The organism is Aquella oligotrophica, from assembly GCF_002892535.1.
Lineage (GTDB): Bacteria > Pseudomonadota > Gammaproteobacteria > Burkholderiales > UBA11063 > Aquella > Aquella oligotrophica.
On sequence record NZ_CP024847.1, the window covers coordinates 1,343,118 to 1,361,236 of the forward strand.

General features: G+C 35.0%; 18 protein-coding genes. 8 read left to right on the top strand and 10 right to left on the bottom strand.

Translation table 11 applies throughout. From position 1 onward, the window contains the following. Window positions 1-2: 2 nt before the first annotated feature. From hrpA to CUN60_RS06170, 7 genes are all read right to left on the bottom strand, one after another. Window positions 3-3,839: an ATP-dependent RNA helicase HrpA gene (gene hrpA, locus CUN60_RS06140; protein WP_102951189.1), complete on the bottom strand. Its 3,837-nt coding sequence runs from the start codon at window positions 3,837-3,839 to the stop codon at window positions 3-5. A 78-nt stretch (window positions 3,840-3,917) separates the two neighbouring features. Continuing rightward, complete coding sequence (locus CUN60_RS06145) at window positions 3,918-4,253, bottom strand: YbaB/EbfC family nucleoid-associated protein (protein ID WP_102951190.1); 336 nt, start codon at window positions 4,251-4,253, stop codon at window positions 3,918-3,920. 21 nt (window positions 4,254-4,274) lie between these two features. After that, window positions 4,275-6,098 carry a DNA polymerase III subunit gamma/tau gene (gene dnaX / locus CUN60_RS06150; protein ID WP_102951191.1) on the bottom strand — a complete coding sequence of 608 codons (1,824 nt, stop codon included), beginning with the start codon at window positions 6,096-6,098 and terminating at the stop codon, window positions 4,275-4,277. A 78-nt stretch (window positions 6,099-6,176) separates the two neighbouring features. Then, window positions 6,177-7,328, bottom strand: coding sequence for a geranylgeranyl reductase family protein (locus CUN60_RS06155; protein WP_102951192.1), 1,152 nt, complete (start codon window positions 7,326-7,328; stop codon window positions 6,177-6,179). After that, window positions 7,321-8,034 (bottom strand): tRNA threonylcarbamoyladenosine dehydratase, encoded by a 714-nt coding sequence (locus CUN60_RS06160; RefSeq protein WP_102951193.1) that lies wholly within the window; start codon window positions 8,032-8,034, stop codon window positions 7,321-7,323. Before CUN60_RS06160 ends, CUN60_RS06155 begins: the two co-directional genes overlap by 8 nt. Then, window positions 8,031-9,059, bottom strand: coding sequence for a sodium:calcium antiporter (locus CUN60_RS06165; protein WP_102951194.1), 1,029 nt, complete (start codon window positions 9,057-9,059; stop codon window positions 8,031-8,033). Before CUN60_RS06165 ends, CUN60_RS06160 begins: the two co-directional genes overlap by 4 nt. Further along, a complete protein-coding gene (locus CUN60_RS06170) occupies window positions 9,052-9,849 on the bottom strand; it encodes a shikimate dehydrogenase (protein ID WP_102951195.1) in 798 nt (265 codons plus the stop codon). The genes CUN60_RS06165 and CUN60_RS06170 overlap by 8 nt, the downstream gene beginning before the upstream one ends. Window positions 9,850-10,251: 402 nt before the next feature. Here CUN60_RS06170 and CUN60_RS06175 point away from each other — a divergent pair, with 402 nt between their 5' ends. Then, on the top strand, window positions 10,252-10,476 hold the full coding sequence (locus tag CUN60_RS06175; protein ID WP_102951196.1) for a hypothetical protein: 225 nt from the start codon (window positions 10,252-10,254) through the stop codon (window positions 10,474-10,476). A gap of 11 nt (window positions 10,477-10,487) precedes the next feature. Here CUN60_RS06175 and CUN60_RS06180 read toward each other — a convergent pair whose 3' ends face one another. Continuing rightward, entirely contained in the window at window positions 10,488-10,931 is a 444-nt protein-coding gene (locus CUN60_RS06180; RefSeq protein ID WP_102951197.1) for a cupin domain-containing protein, read from the bottom strand. A 21-nt stretch (window positions 10,932-10,952) separates the two neighbouring features. After that, a complete protein-coding gene (locus CUN60_RS06185; protein WP_102951198.1) occupies window positions 10,953-11,492 on the bottom strand; it encodes a DUF924 family protein in 540 nt (179 codons plus the stop codon). Window positions 11,493-11,804: 312 nt separating this feature from the next. Here CUN60_RS06185 and tcuC point away from each other — a divergent pair, with 312 nt between their 5' ends. From tcuC to CUN60_RS06210, 4 genes are all read left to right on the top strand, one after another. Next, window positions 11,805-13,058: a tricarballylate/proton symporter TcuC gene (gene tcuC, locus CUN60_RS06190; protein ID WP_102951199.1), complete on the top strand. Its 1,254-nt coding sequence runs from the start codon at window positions 11,805-11,807 to the stop codon at window positions 13,056-13,058. A gap of 225 nt (window positions 13,059-13,283) precedes the next feature. Then, complete coding sequence (locus tag CUN60_RS06195) at window positions 13,284-13,853, top strand: dihydrofolate reductase family protein (RefSeq protein ID WP_102951200.1); 570 nt, start codon at window positions 13,284-13,286, stop codon at window positions 13,851-13,853. A gap of 398 nt (window positions 13,854-14,251) precedes the next feature. Further along, entirely contained in the window at window positions 14,252-14,812 is a 561-nt protein-coding gene (locus tag CUN60_RS06205) for a biosynthetic peptidoglycan transglycosylase (protein ID WP_158649314.1), read from the top strand. A gap of 265 nt (window positions 14,813-15,077) precedes the next feature. Next, on the top strand, window positions 15,078-15,299 hold the full coding sequence (locus tag CUN60_RS06210; RefSeq protein ID WP_158649315.1) for a hypothetical protein: 222 nt from the start codon (window positions 15,078-15,080) through the stop codon (window positions 15,297-15,299). A gap of 6 nt (window positions 15,300-15,305) precedes the next feature. Here CUN60_RS06210 and CUN60_RS06215 read toward each other — a convergent pair whose 3' ends face one another. After that, complete coding sequence (locus CUN60_RS06215) at window positions 15,306-16,391, bottom strand: IS701 family transposase (RefSeq protein WP_102951203.1); 1,086 nt, start codon at window positions 16,389-16,391, stop codon at window positions 15,306-15,308. Window positions 16,392-16,802: 411 nt separating this feature from the next. Here CUN60_RS06215 and CUN60_RS06220 point away from each other — a divergent pair, with 411 nt between their 5' ends. The 3 genes from CUN60_RS06220 to CUN60_RS06230 are packed head-to-tail and all read left to right on the top strand — an operon-like array spanning window position 16,803 to window position 17,921. Next, a complete protein-coding gene (locus tag CUN60_RS06220) occupies window positions 16,803-16,964 on the top strand; it encodes a M15 family metallopeptidase (protein WP_222593308.1) in 162 nt (53 codons plus the stop codon). A 14-nt stretch (window positions 16,965-16,978) separates the two neighbouring features. Beyond that, window positions 16,979-17,473 carry a DinB family protein gene (locus tag CUN60_RS06225; protein ID WP_102951205.1) on the top strand — a complete coding sequence of 165 codons (495 nt, stop codon included), beginning with the start codon at window positions 16,979-16,981 and terminating at the stop codon, window positions 17,471-17,473. A 22-nt stretch (window positions 17,474-17,495) separates the two neighbouring features. Next, a complete protein-coding gene (locus CUN60_RS06230; protein WP_222593309.1) occupies window positions 17,496-17,921 on the top strand; it encodes a hypothetical protein in 426 nt (141 codons plus the stop codon). Window positions 17,922-18,119: the final 198 nt, after the last annotated feature.

Here is an 18,119-nt window from a genome sequence, read left to right on the forward strand (position 1 = left end):
CTTTAAGCGGTTAGATGTTCCAGATATAATTGTTCCAGTTCTCCCAAAAGACGTTTGGCAGATACCGGGTATAAAGTTTTCAACCCCTCAGCAAACAAGGAAATCCTTAATTCTTCTATTTTATATCTAAAGTCATATAATTCTGATTTTACAACTTTATGCATGGACTCCAATTTATCGACATAATTATACCATTTATCATATATTGAACTAATCTCATTAGCATTAATTGTATCTCTTGTTGCTGATTTAGTATATCTATCAATTCGCGTTATAATTGCTTGCAAATATCGAGGGAAGTTGACTAAATGCTGCCACTTGGTATAATTAAGAAAATTATCATAAAATAGGTCGTCTAGTTGTATTTCTATTTCTTCGGCTAAGGGATGATTTTCAATTTGCTGTTTTACTTGTTGGTAAAATGCCGCAGTTTTACTTAGAGCATTATTTAACTCTAAAGTAAGCTTAGAAATATTTTGCCGTGAATTACTAATTAGCTGATTATATACTGCCTCAGTCTTAGGTAATTCATCCGCTAAAGCATCACTAATTGCTTGATTAACGATATAATTTGCAATAGTTTCCGATAGTTTATCCTTAGTATAAAATGGGCTAAATGTAAGGCTAATTTTCATAAAGTCTGGCAATTTACGACTTTGTAGGTATTTTAGTTGATCTTTTAATTGCAATTTAACCAAGTTTATAAATCCGCGCCGGGTACTTAATCGCGCTTGTTCTACCTTACTCACTACACCATAAGTTATTGAACCATCCTTTTCCACAATCAGGCTATAATAACCATTAATCTTACCTAATTCTATCTTGTTGCCAAGGTTGGCAAATTCTGGGATAAAGCCAGAAAGATTATTAATCTGTACGCCTGCTGATTGTTTAACCACTAGCTTATCTAGTACTGGATTAAGTTCTGTTCTAATTAAAGAAAGATCATCGCCGGATTTTATTAGCTTTTTATTGTCAAATATTCTGAAATGACAACATAGGTGATGAGGGAAAGCGATCTTTGCCAGATTCTGGTAATCAAGCTCAATTTTCTTGGTCTGGGCATAGTTTATCAGCTGATTAATCAGACTATCATTAGTATCACTTCCTGCTAGAAATTCTGTTATGGACTCGTTTAATGGATTAAATGCCAAGCGCACTGTTTTTGGTAGTGACTTTATTAAAAAACTAACCTTATCACGAATAATCCCCGGCACTAGCCACTCAAATTGTTTATCCTCAATCTGTTCCAGCTGGCTTAAATCAATATTAGCAATTACACCATCTTCAGGATTTTCATGATCAAAGATATAGTTTAGTTTTATCTTTTGTCCATTATTTAGCATGTAATCAGGGAATAATTCGAGCTTTTCACCATCTTTATTGATGCGGGCAATAAATTCATTTTTATCAAGTCTAAGGCTGTTATCACCATTTGCTGCGATGTAATTATCCAGAGTAACTTGATCGATAATCTCTACTGGTAATTTTTCTATATAGAAACTAAATAATTCATCATCAATAAGCATAAAATAAGTGCGCAGTTTATCTTCAAGTTTTTCAAGCTCGTTAATAACATTCTGATTATGCGTAATAAAGCTATATTTTTTATTAAGCTCTGCAGGAACTAAACCTTCTTTTATGAAAATCTCACGTGATTCACTAGGGTTAATTAGCCCATAGGAGACTTTAGTGCTATCAATCAATAAACCATATAGCATGCTTGATTTGGTAGCCACTACTTCGCCACGTTTTTTATCCCAGCGCTGGCTTGAATAAGTGTATTTGTATAAATGACTAGCGATCCGATTTAGCCATTGTGGTTCAATCTGGGCACAATTTCGCGCATAAAGACGACTGGTTTCAACTAAAGATCCTGCCACCATCCATTTCGCAGAATCAGATAATTCACCCGGATGGATATAAAATTTTTTGCTATTGGTACCTAGATAATGATTATCTACAAGATCTTTTTGCCCAATATTGGTAATAAAACCATGGAGGATAGCACTATGTAATTCACGATAAGCAGCTTCATTTGCATTTAGTTTATAGCCAAGACCTATCATTATTTCTTTTAGCTGACGATGTAGTTCATGCCATTCCCGTAAACGAACCAGCGAAATAAACTGTTTATGACATGCTTCCTGTAGTTTGCGATTAGATTTTTTATGCTCCAATTCGTTGTGGTACCAGCGCCAGATATTTAGAATCTGGATAAAGGCGGAATTTTTATCTGCCCAAAGCTGATGCCTTTCTCGTGCTAACTGTTGGTGCTCAAGGGGAGTTTCACGTGGATCTTGAATCGCAAGAAACGCAACAATGATGAGTGCTTCATTTAAAGAGGCATAGTCTTCTGCTGCTGCCACAAGGATTCTTGCTAGCTGTACATCAGTTGGAATTTGGGCTAATTTACGCCCAAGCGGGGTGATTTGATTATTTTCATCAATTGCTTGAACCTGAAATAATGTCCGGTAACCGTCATTAAATGCTTTTTGCTCAGGCTGATCGAGAAATTCAAACTCATGGGGATCCCCAATATTTAGTGCTAACATCCTGAGAATTACATTTGCCAGATTACTTCTTAGTAGTTCTGGTTCGGTAAACTGTTTTCTGAGTTTAAATTCACTCTCGCTAAAAAGGCGGACACATAAACCATGACTAACCCGACCAACTCGTCCTGCACGCTGATTGCTGGAAGCCTGACTTGCCATTTCGATCTGTAATTGTTCTACCCGATTTCTAATGCTATAGCGTTTGACTTTGGCAAGACCACTATCGATGACAAATTTAATTCCGGGAATAGTTAGTGATGTTTCAGCAATATTGGTTGCCAAAATAATCTTGATTCGTCCCGTGTCATTGAATATCTGTGCCTGAGCCTCATTATTCTGTCTTGCAAATAGTGCTAATAATTCATAATTACGTAATTCTGTCTTACGTAAATAATTAAGACACTCTTTTATCTCTCTCTCACCCGGGAGAAATACCAGTCCATGTCCACGCTCAATACTCAAAGCGGCAGAAATAGCCTGATAAATTCCTTGATTGAGACCTTCATTTTCTTCACCTTCGCCAAGGGGCTGATAGATGATATCTACTGGATAAGTTTTTCCGCTTACATTGATTAATGGGGCATTATTGAAAAATTTAACTAGCTTATCTGTTTCTAATGTTGCTGAGGTAACAATTATTTTTAGATCTGGGCGTTTAAATACCAATTTCTTTAGATAACCCAAAATAAAATCAATATTTAAGCTTCGTTCATGAACTTCATCAATGATAAGTGCAGAATACTGTAGTAATAGTCGATCATTTTGGATTTCTTGCAGTAAAATTCCATCGGTCATTAATTTTATGGCTGTACTTTGGGTGGTGCGATCATGAAAACGCATCTTGCATGCAACCAGAGCATTTTCTTGACTGGCTAAGCCTAACTCATAATTTATTCGTGAAGTTAATGATTTAGCAGCGATTCTTCGTGGCTGAGTATGTCCGATTAATCCATTTATTCCATAACCGAGTTCTAGCAAGATTTTGGGCAATTGAGTGGTTTTTCCCGAGCCAGTCTCACCACAAACTATTGTTATCTGGTTCTGGCTAATCGCAGCTTTTATTTCTTCTACTGCTTGACTAACTGGCAACTCATTCGGATAATTTATTTTGATACTGGCAATTGATGCTTTACGCTTATCAATTGCCTCTAGCTCATGATTTATAATAGCAAGCAGTTTTTCCTGTCTTTGACTATTATGTTCATGCTTTTTTAGCTGGTTTAACCAGTAATTTTTATATGGTGAATCTGTATTATGTAACTTGTCGATAACTTCTGAATTCATTAGTAATATTTGTCTATATTTAAACTATTTGAAGCACTGATTAAAAATCCCGGGATAATGCCCGGGACAAAAACTCTATTAAAATGGAAATTTCATTCCACCTGGTAGTCCGCCAAACGGCATACCTGCTGTAGCTGCTCCCATTTTTGACTGGCTTTGTTCTTCGACTTTACGGTTGGCATCATTAACTGCCGCAGCAATCAGATCTTCCAGCATTTCTTTGTCATCCATAACCGCATCATCAATAGTTACTTTTTTTATATCATGTTTTCCTGTCATTGTTACTTTAACCATTCCAGCTCCAGATTCTCCTTCAACTTCAAGCTTTGCAACCTCTTCCTGAGCCTTTTCAAGATTCTTTTGCATTTCCTGAGCTTTTTTCATTAATCCGGCCAGTTGTCCTTTATCAAACATATTTATTCCTTTTTTAAATAATCAGTCTAGTGGTTTTATTGAATTAGGGATTATTTTAGCAGAAAAGTTATTAACTAAATCCTGAATTATTGGATCATTATTAATCGCCTCTTCTGCCAATAGCTGTTTTTCCCGTTTAATATTTTCATTTTGAATAGTTAATGATTCTTTAAGAGTCTCAACAAAATTAAATTCAAGATCATAGTCCTGCTTATAATGTTCTGCTAATAACTGTTCAAGTATATCAACACATTCATGATTAACAGCTTCTCTAAATTTATTGTCAACAGAAATGGTAATGGTATGACCACTAAATTTCTCCAATTGGGAGTTTTTTAGGATCATTCCTATCCTTGTGTGAGTTGGGTATTTATTGTAATCAATGCTACTGGTGAATTTTAGCCAATCTCCATCAAATTCATCTACTGATGCTATATTTGTAGGTAATATTTCACTTTGTACATCATTGATAATGATAGGTGATTGCTCAATTATTCTGTCTTCATGATTACTTGTTGTTTGACTTTCCGTTTCCCATGGGGGAGTATTTTCCGGTATAGGGTTTGCATCTAATGCTGAGGATACTGGCGATACCTCTTCAGGAGCGGATATGGGTAGATTTTCTTCAAGAGTGATATTATTTTCAATTTCTTTGCTTATTATTTTTTCTGGTAAAGTTGCTTCTTTATCATCAAGAGAATCATGCTTTGTCGAAACATTAACTACCTGACTTTTAAAGTTTGCATTACTAACAATGATTTCTTTTTCTGCACTACTACCAATACTAAATGCGAGCATTCTCATTATAGTCATTGTAAAGCATGGATATTTATTACTTACTTTTTTTAGTTGCTCCATGCCTAGGCTACTAATCTCAAAATATAACTGACAATCCTGAATTGATATTTGCCGCGCCAAATTCAAGAGTTCTAGCTTAATATCTTCATTGGGAACTAATTGTGCAATTCCAATCTGAAAAAGCATATGATTCAACTGAGCTAGTAAATTCTCAAGATTTGCCCCCTCGAGATTAAGATTCTCACAAATTGAGAAAAGAGCTAGGCTATTTTTATTAATTATGGCTTCAAGTATTGCAATTAAGACGCTATTATCGCTAAGACCTAACATTTGTTGTACCGTAGTCTCAGTGATATTTCCATTTGAAAATGCAATTGCCTGATCGGTAAGTGATAAAGCATCACGCATACTACCATTGGCGGCACTAGCCAATATTGTTAGTGCTGGCTTTTGAAAGCTGATTTGTTCTTGTGATAAAACCCAGTCGAGATGATTTTCTATTTCATTGGCAGCAAGATTACGTAATTTCAATTGTAAGCAGCGAGAAAGTATCGTTATTGGTACTTTTTGCGGGTCAGTAGTTGCCAAGATAAATATTATGTGTGCAGGTGGCTCTTCAAGGGTTTTTAACATTGCATTAAATGCTGATTTTGACAGCATATGCACTTCATCAATTATGTAAATCTTATATTTACCACTGCTTGGTGCATACTGCGCATTTTCAAGTACTTCACGGATATTATCTACTCCCGTATTTGAAGCTGCATCAATCTCGATTACATCTACATAGCGCCCACTATCAATTTGCTGGCAATTTTGACAGACACAACATGGTTCATTATCTTCTAAATTAAGGCAATTTAAGGCTTTGGCAATAATTCTTGCAATAGTGGTTTTTCCTACTCCACGAGTTCCTGTCAATAGATATGCATGATGTAGGCGATTGGTTGCTAGTATATTTTTTAATATCGTTACAGTATTTTGTTGCCCAATCAGGTCAGTAAATCTTTTGGGTCTCCATTTTCGCGCAAGAACAGTATGTGCCATTAGTTTTTCCAATTATAAACTAAGTTGATTTTATCATAGCTTATACTAACGTAAATCAAATAATCTCGCTAGTGTCAGTTAGCTAGGTGATCTTAAACTACGCAAACATAATTTAACAATTCTTCTGAAGCTTATCTTCTCGATATAGCTTGATTTACCACTAAAGACATCCATAAAACCATTTATTGCCTTTTCTGTTGTTATCATTGGTAAAATTTGATGCATATACCGATTAAGGAAAAATGACATGATTTTGGCACGCCCCAAATCCTTGCCAATATTCAAGTGAAAATCTTGTGTATATTTTTTAAGAAGGCTTATATTATTAGCGCTTATTACTTCACTAATTCTTTTTGCTGCTAAATACCCTGATTTTATTGCAGGCCTGATTCCTTCAGCGGTTAGTGGGTCAACACACCCGGCAATCTCACCAATTAGAACTATTCTACCAGATACTAATTTATGTTTTTTCTTATAAAGCTCAATCGGATGACCATGCAGATTAGCTTTATCAAATTGTTCAACTCCAAATTTTGCTACATATGTCGATAGTTTTTTGGGAAGAGTTACCTTGCCTTTTTCTTTCCCCTTGATTAATCCACCAATGCCTAATGAAAGTCCCTCAGCTTTTGGAAAGTTCCAAGCATAACCACTATCGTTATAATCAAAATCGATATATAGCTTTCCATTAAGGTCTTCATTAGAGTAATGCTCATACTCCATTGCTGCCAGTATCGTATTTTCCGGTGCTATCCCAAGCCTTTTTGCTAGCTTTCCACGCCCACCTTCAGCTAGGACAATTACCTTACCGCTAAATTGCTGATTCTCTGCTATAACTAGTGTACTATCATCATTTTGATTAATTATATCCTTAACTTCACAATTAGCAATAAATTCTACGCCAGTAGATTTGGCTTTTTCAAGTAGATAATTATCAAATACTTCGCGTCGAACCATCCATAATTCATGCTGATTGCTTTCTATTTCTTTGCCATTAGCAACCATTACAACATTATTACATTTATAATTTATTGCGGATTCTAATGGAAAATCAAGATAATTGGCAACTTCGGGTGACACACCCCCGCCACAGGGTTTATATCTTGGGAATGTAGCTTTATCAATAAGTAATATCTTAGCATCAGGCTTTAGACGCTTAATATTGTAGGCGCAGCTAGTGCCAGATGGTCCAGCACCAACAATAATCACATCGTATAAGGAATTATTCATGAGTAATCAAATCCTGAAGTACTTTACCTGAAAGCATTATCCCAAAGAGTGCTGGCAAGTAGCTGATTGTTCCATTTATTGGTCTCCCGCCTTCTGGATTAGGTTTGGGTTTATTATATGCTTCTTCCTCAGAATATACGACAGTTAGCCCTTTTTTTATTCCATTTTCCCGTAGCCGCAAACGAATGTTTCTGGCAAGTGCACAAACTTTAGTTTTACTGATATCAGCTAATCTAGCTTTACTTACATCGATTCTATTCCCAGCTCCCATACTTGAGACTACTGAGATTTTATTTTTTAGACAATAAATCAGCAAGGCTAATTTTGAATTTACCGTATCTATGCAATCTATCACGTAGTCCGGTTTATCTGCCAGTAATTCTTCAAGATTATCTTCATTAATAAAAGTCTGTTTTACAATTAGATTTATTTTGGAGTTAATTTCAAGTATTCTTTTTTCAAATTCAGTAACCTTGGGTTTGCCAACATTATTTAGATTGGTAATTAGTTGGCGATTAATATTAGTAATATCAACTACATCATTATCAATAATTGTTACTTTACCAATTCCAGCCCGCACTATAGCTTCAACAGCATAACCACCAACCCCACCAACTCCAGCAATAAGAACATGTTTACTAGCTAATTTTGCTACACCTTCTTCACCAAGTAAAATACTAGTTCGGGTAAATTGTTCATTAATCATTTAAACACCATTAGGCTAACTAGAAGGCTTAATAAGTACAGTCCACCATTAACAGCAAAGTGTTTAACTTTATAATGAGTATTCTTGCCTGCATGAACAAATAGCCATGCAACAGCAAAAAAAGTAGTAATACAGCTCACAGCTTTTTCAGGCGGTAGTTTCCAATCTGTCAGAATAATTCCTAAGATCGGTAACAGTAAACCCTGAAATACCATTGCTCCAGTAATATTGGCAAAAGCAAGAGTATCCTTACCTTTTCTAATCCAAAGAATGCTATTTACTTTTTCTGGCAGCTCTGTTGCCACTGGTATCAGTACTACTGATAGCAAAAACATTGAAATTCCAATGATTTTAGCTGTACCCATGATACCTTCAATAAACACATGGGCAAAATAAATAAGCCCGGCAAAACCTAGAGCTGCTTGAAAAATTACACTGAATAAATTATTTGGCATTTTCACCAATTTTGTCAGATAAAGCTCATCTTCAGCTTCAGTAGCATGACCTTCTTTTACCAGCTCGCTTGAAGCCTTGATCGTTTGTAATACATATATAAAGTAGCTTAATGCAAGAACTATTATGACAAGTACATTAATTAATTGATTATTAAAATAATTATGACTAAAAGCTAGCAAAATCGCCAAAAAGTAACCAAAGGTAAAAAAGCGTAAATCACGGTTGAGTCCGCTTTTTTCAGGACGGATTGCACCACTTAAGCCACGTTTACCAAGCACGGATAATGCCATTAATGCTATGGACAGTGTTGATAACATTAGTGGAGGACCCATGATTGCACCAACTCCAATTTCATCGCCTGCGCCACTACTACCTTTAGGTGCCATAAATAGTGCGATTAGCGGAACAATAGCTTCAGGAAGGGCGGTGCCCACAGCAACAAAAATAGAGCCAGTAACACCTTCAGATATACCAAGTTTTTCACCCAGGTGTTCTAAAGCATTACAAAAAACCATTGCTGCAACCAGTATAAATATCATGCCAATGAACAGCTGAATAAAACTAAGCATTAATTATTCCTTGTAGTAGTGGATATAAACTATCAATTGATGGCTCGATAGCAAACATTCGCTGAAAACCAAATTTTGCCTGTTGGATAAGCATTCCTAATCCATTTAGTAGAATGATCTCAGGGTTAATTTTTTCCATCTGTTGCATAAAAATGGTTTTATTAGCAGTATAAATCATGTCATAAGCGCAGGCATTCTGACTAAGGTTTGTTACTTGAGAAAAAAGCTGGTTGTCCAGTGTGTTTGGCGTCGTATTTATAACTAGGTCATATGTTAGTTCTGGCTGATATTCATCAACTAGTGGTGATTTAGTCATAAACTCTTCGAGTTTATCCACATTTCGCATTAATAAATCAATCCGCGCCGGATGTTCAAGTTCAAGACTACGCAATACCGAAAAGATTACACTACCACTCCCCAGTATCAGTATGTTTTTTGCTTTTAAATTAATATTATTTCTTTTAAGGTCTGCTACTAAACCAAGTCCATCAGTATTATCCGCAAGTAATAAACCATTATCCTGAATTAATACATTTGCAGTTTGCGGAATTATTGTATGCTCAAGATGTTTATTCGCCATTGTATAGGCGCGTGCCTTAAATGGAGCTGTTATATTAAGGGCATGCCCACCAGACTCAAAGAACTTCTTTACTACGCTTTCAAACTCATCGATCGGAGCACAAATTCTTTGATAATCAAGAGAAATGCCAGTTTCTTTGGCAAATTCAGCAAAAATTACTGGTGAAAGACTATGTGCTATAGGATTTCCTACTACAGCTAATTTATACATTTAAATATTCCAGATAATATACTTTAAGGCAGGATTTTACCATTAATAGGTTGATGAAATACATTTAACCTGTCTGACTGCTTTATTTTAATTTTCCATCTTTTATAGGTATTAATGCTGTTAAATCAGGGGTAGTTAAAGCTCATCGCATATTGTGCAGACCAAACTGATGATATAACAATTGTCTTTATTAATTTAATAACTAGATTAAAAGTCTGTAAGATTATTTTAAATATAGATTATAAAAAGAGTAATTATACTTGCTAATGCTTCCCCATAAATAAAGCCGGGTAAAAATTTGGGCTGTGTTTTTCTCTGTAGATTTTAAGCTAATTAGTTGATTATAATTTGGTTTTATAAATCAAATTATATAGTAGTTAAAGCTAATCAAGGAGCTAAATCATGAATAATGAACGTAAAATATTAAGAAGAGGTACTCAAGACATTGAGCTTGGCTATTTGGAAGGTTATTTACAATCAGATAGATATCAGAAAATAGCAAACGAGCTTTTATCTATCTTGCCAGTTTATCAGACTATTAATGGCGTAACAACTAGACTTAGATCAAAAAAAGGTACAAATGGTCGGAAGAAAGTAATAGCAAGTAGGGTAACCATTATTGGCTAGCCCCATATTTACTAATTTTCAACAATATGAATTTTGTAGATTTCGGCAAATTTCTGACGTAATTCAGCTGAAGGTGTTTCACCAGGTTGTAGCCTAGCAATATCGCGTAAAAAACCTTCTGAGGGTCCTCCAGGAGTGTTAATTACTATTAAATGCGCATCAGTTAAAGCCTTAAATGAGCGTTTGACAAAAGCACCAGCCATTACGATATCACCTTTTTTAGCAATAATCGTTTCACCCTCGATACGAAATTCAACTTCGCCATTTATTATATAAAAAATCTCGCTATCTATTTCATGATAGTGCATTGGCGCAAAGTTACCTTTAGGCAAAATGCTGTCATACACAGACACTTGATTTTCGGTATCTGAACCTGTAAGTAAAAAACGAGTAATTTCACCACCAGCAAGGTTATAGGTTTCAGCAGTACCATTTTGCACAAATTTATAATTCAATTTAATTGTTCCTAATCAATGTTAAAATGATGAACCAGGTTCAAGGAGAAATTTTTCTTCCTCAGGAGTTGACACTCTGCCTAAAATCTGATTTCGGTGCGGATAACGCCCAAAACGGTCAATTATTAGTTTATGCTTTAATTCAAAATCGTAGTTATATTCAAGCCCTGGGCTTGCCGAGTAAAGTTTCACCGCCTCTTCATGGATTAATGCTGATTCACTATGCATATAGGGTAGGTAAAGAAAGGATTGTTCAATGGTGTTTAACAGCTGATCAAATTTTTTGTTAACTGCAGTTTGTGCCAGTACTAGTGCCATCCCATCATAAAGAAATGACTCTGGTTTATCACGATAAATATTACGTGAAAATTGATCTATTACTATTATTTCTGCGAGACTTCCATGTGGCGTTTCTCGCCATTGCCATAATTCTCCTTTTACTGCTTGGTTATGTAAATTACCAAAGCGTGTTTTAATCTGGCTATCAAAAGCCTGATCCTTTGCCCACCATTGGCTACTACTTATTTCTTTAAACCAAAAATCAATTACTTGTTGATACATTTTAACCTTCTTTAAAAGAGTTTATATTCGATAGCTATTTTACGCGATATTGACCATCTTTTAGGGTAATATTTACCGATATCAATCCGGCTGTAATTTTGTGGGGTAATCTATTACCACCATTTGAGTGTATAAAATACTAAATCTCTTTCAAAAGCACTTATTTTGCGGTAGGATAATGCTAAAATTATTGACTTTCCGATAGTTTGAATATGAGTGATAGTTAGGCTATATTCTGGATAGGTAAACTGCTATCTGTGATATTGGAAAAAGTTGAGTTTTGAAAGCTAAATAGTTTTGGGTTAAAAAGTGATGAGAAGAGCACATAACGTATTTAATGTAGCGGTGGGTAATTTCTTTGAAATGTATGATTTCATGGTATTTGGATTATACGCTAGTTATATTGCCAAATCATTTTTTCCGAATAATAACGTCTATATTTCCCTTCTTTTATCTTTTCTGACTTTTGGTGCTGGATTCCTGATGCGCCCACTTGGGGCGATAATATTAGGGGCATACATTGATAGACATGGGCGTAAAAAAGGTTTATTGCTTACCTTGTCATTAATGGCAATAGGTACGATATCGATTGCGCTTACTCCCGATTATGCAACTATTGGTGTTGCTGCGCCGATTATTATTCTACTAGGTAGGCTGATACAGGGCTTTTCTGCTGGAGCTGAGCTTGGTGGAGTATCCGTTTATTTGGCTGAAATTGCGGATAAGCATAATAAAGGCTTCTTTGTTAGTTGGCAATCTGCATCACAGCAAATGGCAATTGCGATTGCGGCATTATTTGGATATATCCTTAATGAGATTTTTGCTAAGCCATTTATGGAATCATTTGGTTGGCGCATTCCCTTTATATTTGGCTGTTTGATCTTGCCTGTCCTATTTCTTCAACGAAGTAAGCTTGAGGAAAGTAGAGAGTTTGATACTAGAAAAATTCACCCGTCATTTAAAGCTATCATTACTTCGGCGATTAAAAATTGTGGTTTCCTAGTTGCATGTTCATTTATGGTGATGTTAACGACGGTATCATTTTATATGATCACCGCATATACCCCAACTTTTGCAAAAATTGAATTAGGTTTATCTGAGAGTAAGGCGTTTATTTTAACTTTGATAATCGCACTATCTAATTTTATTCTCCTACCTCTCATGGGTGCATTATCTGATAAAATCGGTCGGGCGAAACAATTACTACTATTTAGTGCATTATTCATCCTTACTGCTTATCCAGTCTTATTATTCGTGACTAAAAGTAATCTATACTCTTCAGTGATTGTGGGGGAATTGTGGTTCTCAATACTTTATGCAGGCTATAATGGAGCGATGGTAATAGCATTAGTCGAGATTGTACCCAAAGAAATCAGATCAATTTCATTTTCGCTGGCGTATAGCATCGCAACCGCCATCTATGGTGGCTTTACCCCTGCGATCGCTACTCAGTTGATTCATTTTACACAAAATAAGGCAGCTCCAGCCATATGGCTATCTTTTGCTGCTTTTTGTAGCTTGGTTATTATTCTTCGATTGTCAGCTAGAATAAGGAATGCCATTTAAGTAATGGTAAAATTTATTGTAGCAATGACAATAAAAAACTTACTGTTATAGCTCGTTAACAATTTAAGTAGTGGTAGAATAGAGCCATCTTTGGGTAATGGTGAGTTAGGGCGATTTGCTGCTTGATTACTACTTTTTATATCTAGGGTGATAGTATCAGTCTTAAATATCAATAGGGTTTATTTTGCCAAAAATTTAGGGCAAATTCATAATAAGGAAAGTTAGATGAGAAAAATTATTTCGTTTATGCATATATCACTAGATGGATTTGTTGCTGGATCAAATGGTGAAATGGATTGGATTAATGTTAATGAAGAAATTTTTGATCATGTCGGTAAACGGATAAAAGAAGGGGATACAGCGTTATATGGGCGGATAACGTATCAGATGATGGAGAGTTACTGGCCTACTGCTGCTAGTAAGCCAGATGCCAGCAGACATGATATTGAACATTCAAAGTGGTATAGTACAGTTCATAAAATTGTTTTATCGAAAACAATGAAAGATGAAGGCTTAACGAATACTACTATTATTAATGATAATCTTTTGGAAAAGGTTAATGAGTTAAAGCAACAGAATGGTGCAGATATTTTATTATTTGGTAGTCCTCAGGCAACTCATTCACTTATTGAAAAGAATCTAATTGATGGTTACTGGTTATTTGTTAATCCGGTCATTCTTGGCAATGGAATTCCGCTATTTAAAAATATTAAAGACAGGATTAGGCTAAAATTACTGACGACCCGGCAGTTTTCATGTGGTGTAACGGAATTGAGCTATATTCTGGATAAATGAATTGGTAACTACGATGTTTAAATAAAGTTGATTTTTAATACTAAGTAGTTTCTAGGTTAAAATTAATTTTCACTGGCGTATAGTATCGCAACTGCCATCTATGGTGGTTTACCCCTGCGATCGCTACTCAATTGATTCATTTTACACAAAATAAGGCAGCTCCAGCCATATGGCTATCTTTTGCTGCTTTCTGTAGCTTGGTTATTATCATTCGATTGTCAGCTAGAATAAGGAATACCGCTTTGTGATTTGTTATAGCTTGTTAATAATTTATTAATTTCTGCATTCATTTAATTCTTTCATATAATATGCCTCCAAGGGCTGGTTATAAAAGTACAAAATGGAAACAATAGAGTTAAAGTTAAGAGTGAATTAAGATTTTTAGAGGGCATTTATTGTTGAGAATCTTATATAATTGGAAAAAACTAAAAAAATCAGTCAAAGAGTATAGACAGGCAAAATTTGATAATGAGATTCTTAATTTGCCAAATCATTTTTTTGATGTGTTACTTTTAGCCGAAGATCACCGCTTTAGGCGCCATATTGGTGTTGATTTCATTGCATTATTAAGGTCTATATATAAGAGTTTAATTGTTCGCGAAAAACAAGGTGGATCAACCATTGCAATGCAACTTGTAAGAACGATAACTAATGATAGGGAACAGACCGTCTTCAGGAAAGTCAGAGAAATTGTGTTGGCAATAATTTTAACGTCCTATTTGAATAAAGATGATATTTTGATTATGTATATGCGAATAGCTTATTTTGGTTGGAATATGGAAGGCTTAGAGTCGGCATGTATTAAATTAAAAATTGATATAAATAATATTGAAATTTCAGACGCTGTTTTATTAGTTTCAAGATTAAAATATCCAGAGCCTAGATTTGAAAATAAAAATCAATCTTTCAAAATATACAACAGAATAAACTACTTATATAAAAGGTTTGTTAATAGATGAGCCATTTGCTAGATAAATATATTGCACCTTTTCTACAGGAAATTAAGGGCAATACCCTAAGGCGAGTACTATATTAGAAATATCCTGCAAGGGTAATATAACAACTAGAAAACAGATTGCACAACAATGGTTATCGGAGGGAATTCCATTTGCATTTAAAGAATGCCCATATATTTATGAAGCAATCCGTTGTTATATCTCTGAGAAATTAAAAGTTAATGTTAAAAATATTGGGGTTGTGGGTAGTGCAAGGATTGGGCAATCGTTGAAACCAAATCAAGCAGGAAAACCATTTGATATTAATTCTGATTTAGACTTATTTGTGGTTTCTGAAACCTTATTTGAATTGATGGTGTCAGATTTTAATATATGGAACAGTAGCTTCTTATCTGGTATGGTAATTCCTCGTAATAATAATGAGAGGATTTTTTGGTCTGACAACTCAGCGAGAATTCCTAAAAACATTCAACGTGGATTTATTAATTGACTGATGTTACGCAGCCATGCTGGATCTTTCAAATTCGGCATGCTGCTTTTTAATTAATTCTAATTCCCTAAAAGCGGCCTTGGCTGCATTTAGGAATAACTTGCTCTTTAGAGCAAAATGATTTAGTTTAGTGCTGAATTTGTATCTCTCCAGTTTGGTATAAGAAACAATTGCAGCAAATATGTGTGTACATTGAGTTTTAACAGTTTTTGTCGGTGATTTGGTAATCGAAGTATTCTGTTTAAAACTCTTATGGTATTCCTCGACACTCCATCGTTTTTTATAGATGTTAAGGAAGTCATCACTAGTTAAATTCAGATTATTAGTAGCAAGGTATCTGATGCCAGTTGAGTTGTCTTTGTTTGTAAAGACCTGTTTAATTAAAAGTATCGGTAATTCAACATCTTTTAACCAAATACGTTCTGGCTTGAATGCTTGCAAATCTAATTGACTGATATTTGTCCAGTTAGGTTTATTCCTATCGCCAAAGGTTGCTAGGCGATTGGATTTTAAATCAAATATAAAGTATTTCTTCCTCTGGTGTATGAACTTCATATTTTCAACGGAAGAATACCAGGAATCAGCAAGAACATAACTGAACTTGATCTGATTCTTTAGTGACTGTAATATCTGCTTACGCATTAGCTCATTCTTGGTTATTGGGCTTTTGCATACTTCAGATTTGCTCTTGATCTCACAGTAGCTATCCTTAGCTATGATATCAAAGGCAACAGGTATTTTTAATGGTTGTTCACCATTCTGGCTATAGTAAAAAGTTGTAAGCAGGTTTATACCTTTTACGCTTTTACCAGTAGCATGGTCATGATGCCAGCATATAACCTCATTCTCATCAGTATGAGGCTTATGTAAAATGGTGTCATCAAATATTAGGCAACCGTCAATATGTTCATGTGCTCTAACCAGTGATTTAACAGTGTGCCATAAGGCTTTACTGTCAGATTCATGATTAGCTAACATACGGGTTACCTGATCATGGGATACTGCTTTATCCAGTATACTGGATAATCCCGTAGCTGTTGCCAGACCGGGTGTTATTTGTAAATAATCTGTGTAAAGGTCAAAAATATCCATTAGTGATTCGTCTTAATATTTATTTGACTAAATTTTACACAACTTACTAGACTTACTGCGTAACATCAGTAATTCAGATAAAGTTCCAACTCTCCACTCGTATAAAAATATATCTCAGATCAATAATACATTATCTCTACTTTCAAATAACCTTAAAAAATATGAACAACTAAAAATTAAACCTCAAAAAATATCAATAAGGTGTTATAAATCGTGGGAGAGCTTTTTTAAGCAGGTTAGTTTGAGCCTAGACGTTAAAGAGTTTAATGTGTATAAAGAGTAAGTTGTTTTTATCTTAATATAAAGATAATCCATTGACAGGATATATTTGGGAGAATAGTCTAAGATTCCTTTCTTTGAAAGGTATTAGTTTGATAAAATATCTCCTTTATATTTAGATAAACTTATATTTTGAATAACAACAATATTACTACTTGTGGCAAGATTGCCGAGAAGTGCGGTCTTGAATGGGGTGGTAGCTGGAAATCATTTAGGGATTTGCCACATTGCCAATATACTGAAGGACTGTCAATTGCGGATTTGAAATCTGGCAAAATGATAGCCGATAGATAAATCAGGAGTCCTAAATGATAGATAGCAAATATTGTCAATTAATGGCAAAATATAATCACTGGCAAAACGCAAATATTATCGATATCGTTGCTAAGATGGATGATGAAATATGGCTGCAGCCAAAAGGGTTATTTTTTGATTCTATTGGTGGGACATTAAACCATTTAATCTATGGTGATACAATTTGGCTTGAGACTTTTACGGGCAAAAAGCGAACCTATACTAATCCGCGGCAGATAATTTACCCGGCAAGGGCTGATTGGATTAAGGCGCGGACTAACCTTGATCAGCAGATTAATGACTGGGCGAATCAGGTTTCTGATGAATGGCTTGACTCCGAATATAGCTTTTTTAGTAATGCTTACCAGAAATACATTACTAAACCAAACTGGCTTTTTGTTACTCATTTTTTCAATCATCAAACCCATCATCGCTCGCAAGTGACGACAGCTTTGCAGCAATCAGGCATAAAATATGGTGTAACCGATTTGCCATGGATGCCAGAATAATTTTTAAAAGGTAAACTTAATTTTGAATCAATATCGAACTTCAAAGAAGAAAAGCTGGGTAGAAAAGAGGAATTGTAGTAAGCCACCTCATGTAAAAGTTATCGACAAAGATTTTGCTGGTATTCCTGCAGGTAGTAAGTTACTAATTTCCTCACCACCAGAAATTGATGAGTTTATCCGTAGCATCCCAAAAGGTAAGCTAATAGAGCCGTTAGAGATGAGGCAGAAACTTGCCAAACGTCATCATGCAGATGCCACATGCCCTGTATCAACTGGGATTTTCCTCCGAATTGTAGTTGAGGCTGCTTTAGAAGAATACAAAAGTGGAAAACCTTTAGCAAGCATTACTCCATTTTGGCGCATAATTGGACCAAACTCTACACTATCAAAAAAACTAAGCGTTAGTTATGATGAAATTGATTTCATTAAAAGATTAGCCTCTGAATGAATAAATTTTGAACTAATTGCAGCATTTTCATACAAAAAGCCGCAAATCTTGGTGAATAGCCTAATATTCCTGAGTTTAAAACCTTCTGATTTGATAAAATATTACCTTTGCTTTCAGGTAAAGGTAAGTCATCAATTCTTCTGATATTAAAGATCTTTAGACAAGATTCAGCTTAAGATAATATCCGAATTTTTACTA

Coding starts and splice junctions, on each gene's coding strand:
- CUN60_RS06170 (WP_102951195.1), bottom strand. CDS start 9,849: ATGTATAAATTAGCTGTAGTAGGAAATCCTATAGCACATAGTCTTTCA.
- tcuC (WP_102951199.1), top strand. CDS start 11,805: ATGAGAAGAGCACATAACGTATTTAATGTAGCGGTGGGTAATTTCTTT.
- CUN60_RS06155 (WP_102951192.1), bottom strand. CDS start 7,328: ATGAATAATTCCTTATACGATGTGATTATTGTTGGTGCTGGACCATCT.
- CUN60_RS06185 (WP_102951198.1), bottom strand. CDS start 11,492: ATGTATCAACAAGTAATTGATTTTTGGTTTAAAGAAATAAGTAGTAGC.
- CUN60_RS06165 (WP_102951194.1), bottom strand. CDS start 9,059: ATGCTTAGTTTTATTCAGCTGTTCATTGGCATGATATTTATACTGGTT.
- CUN60_RS06145 (WP_102951190.1), bottom strand. CDS start 4,253: ATGTTTGATAAAGGACAACTGGCCGGATTAATGAAAAAAGCTCAGGAA.
- dnaX (WP_102951191.1), bottom strand. CDS start 6,098: ATGGCACATACTGTTCTTGCGCGAAAATGGAGACCCAAAAGATTTACT.
- CUN60_RS06225 (WP_102951205.1), top strand. CDS start 16,979: ATGATAGATAGCAAATATTGTCAATTAATGGCAAAATATAATCACTGG.
- CUN60_RS06175 (WP_102951196.1), top strand. CDS start 10,252: ATGAATAATGAACGTAAAATATTAAGAAGAGGTACTCAAGACATTGAG.
- CUN60_RS06215 (WP_102951203.1), bottom strand. CDS start 16,391: ATGGATATTTTTGACCTTTACACAGATTATTTACAAATAACACCCGGT.
- CUN60_RS06195 (WP_102951200.1), top strand. CDS start 13,284: ATGAGAAAAATTATTTCGTTTATGCATATATCACTAGATGGATTTGTT.
- hrpA (WP_102951189.1), bottom strand. CDS start 3,839: ATGAATTCAGAAGTTATCGACAAGTTACATAATACAGATTCACCATAT.
- CUN60_RS06160 (WP_102951193.1), bottom strand. CDS start 8,034: ATGATTAATGAACAATTTACCCGAACTAGTATTTTACTTGGTGAAGAA.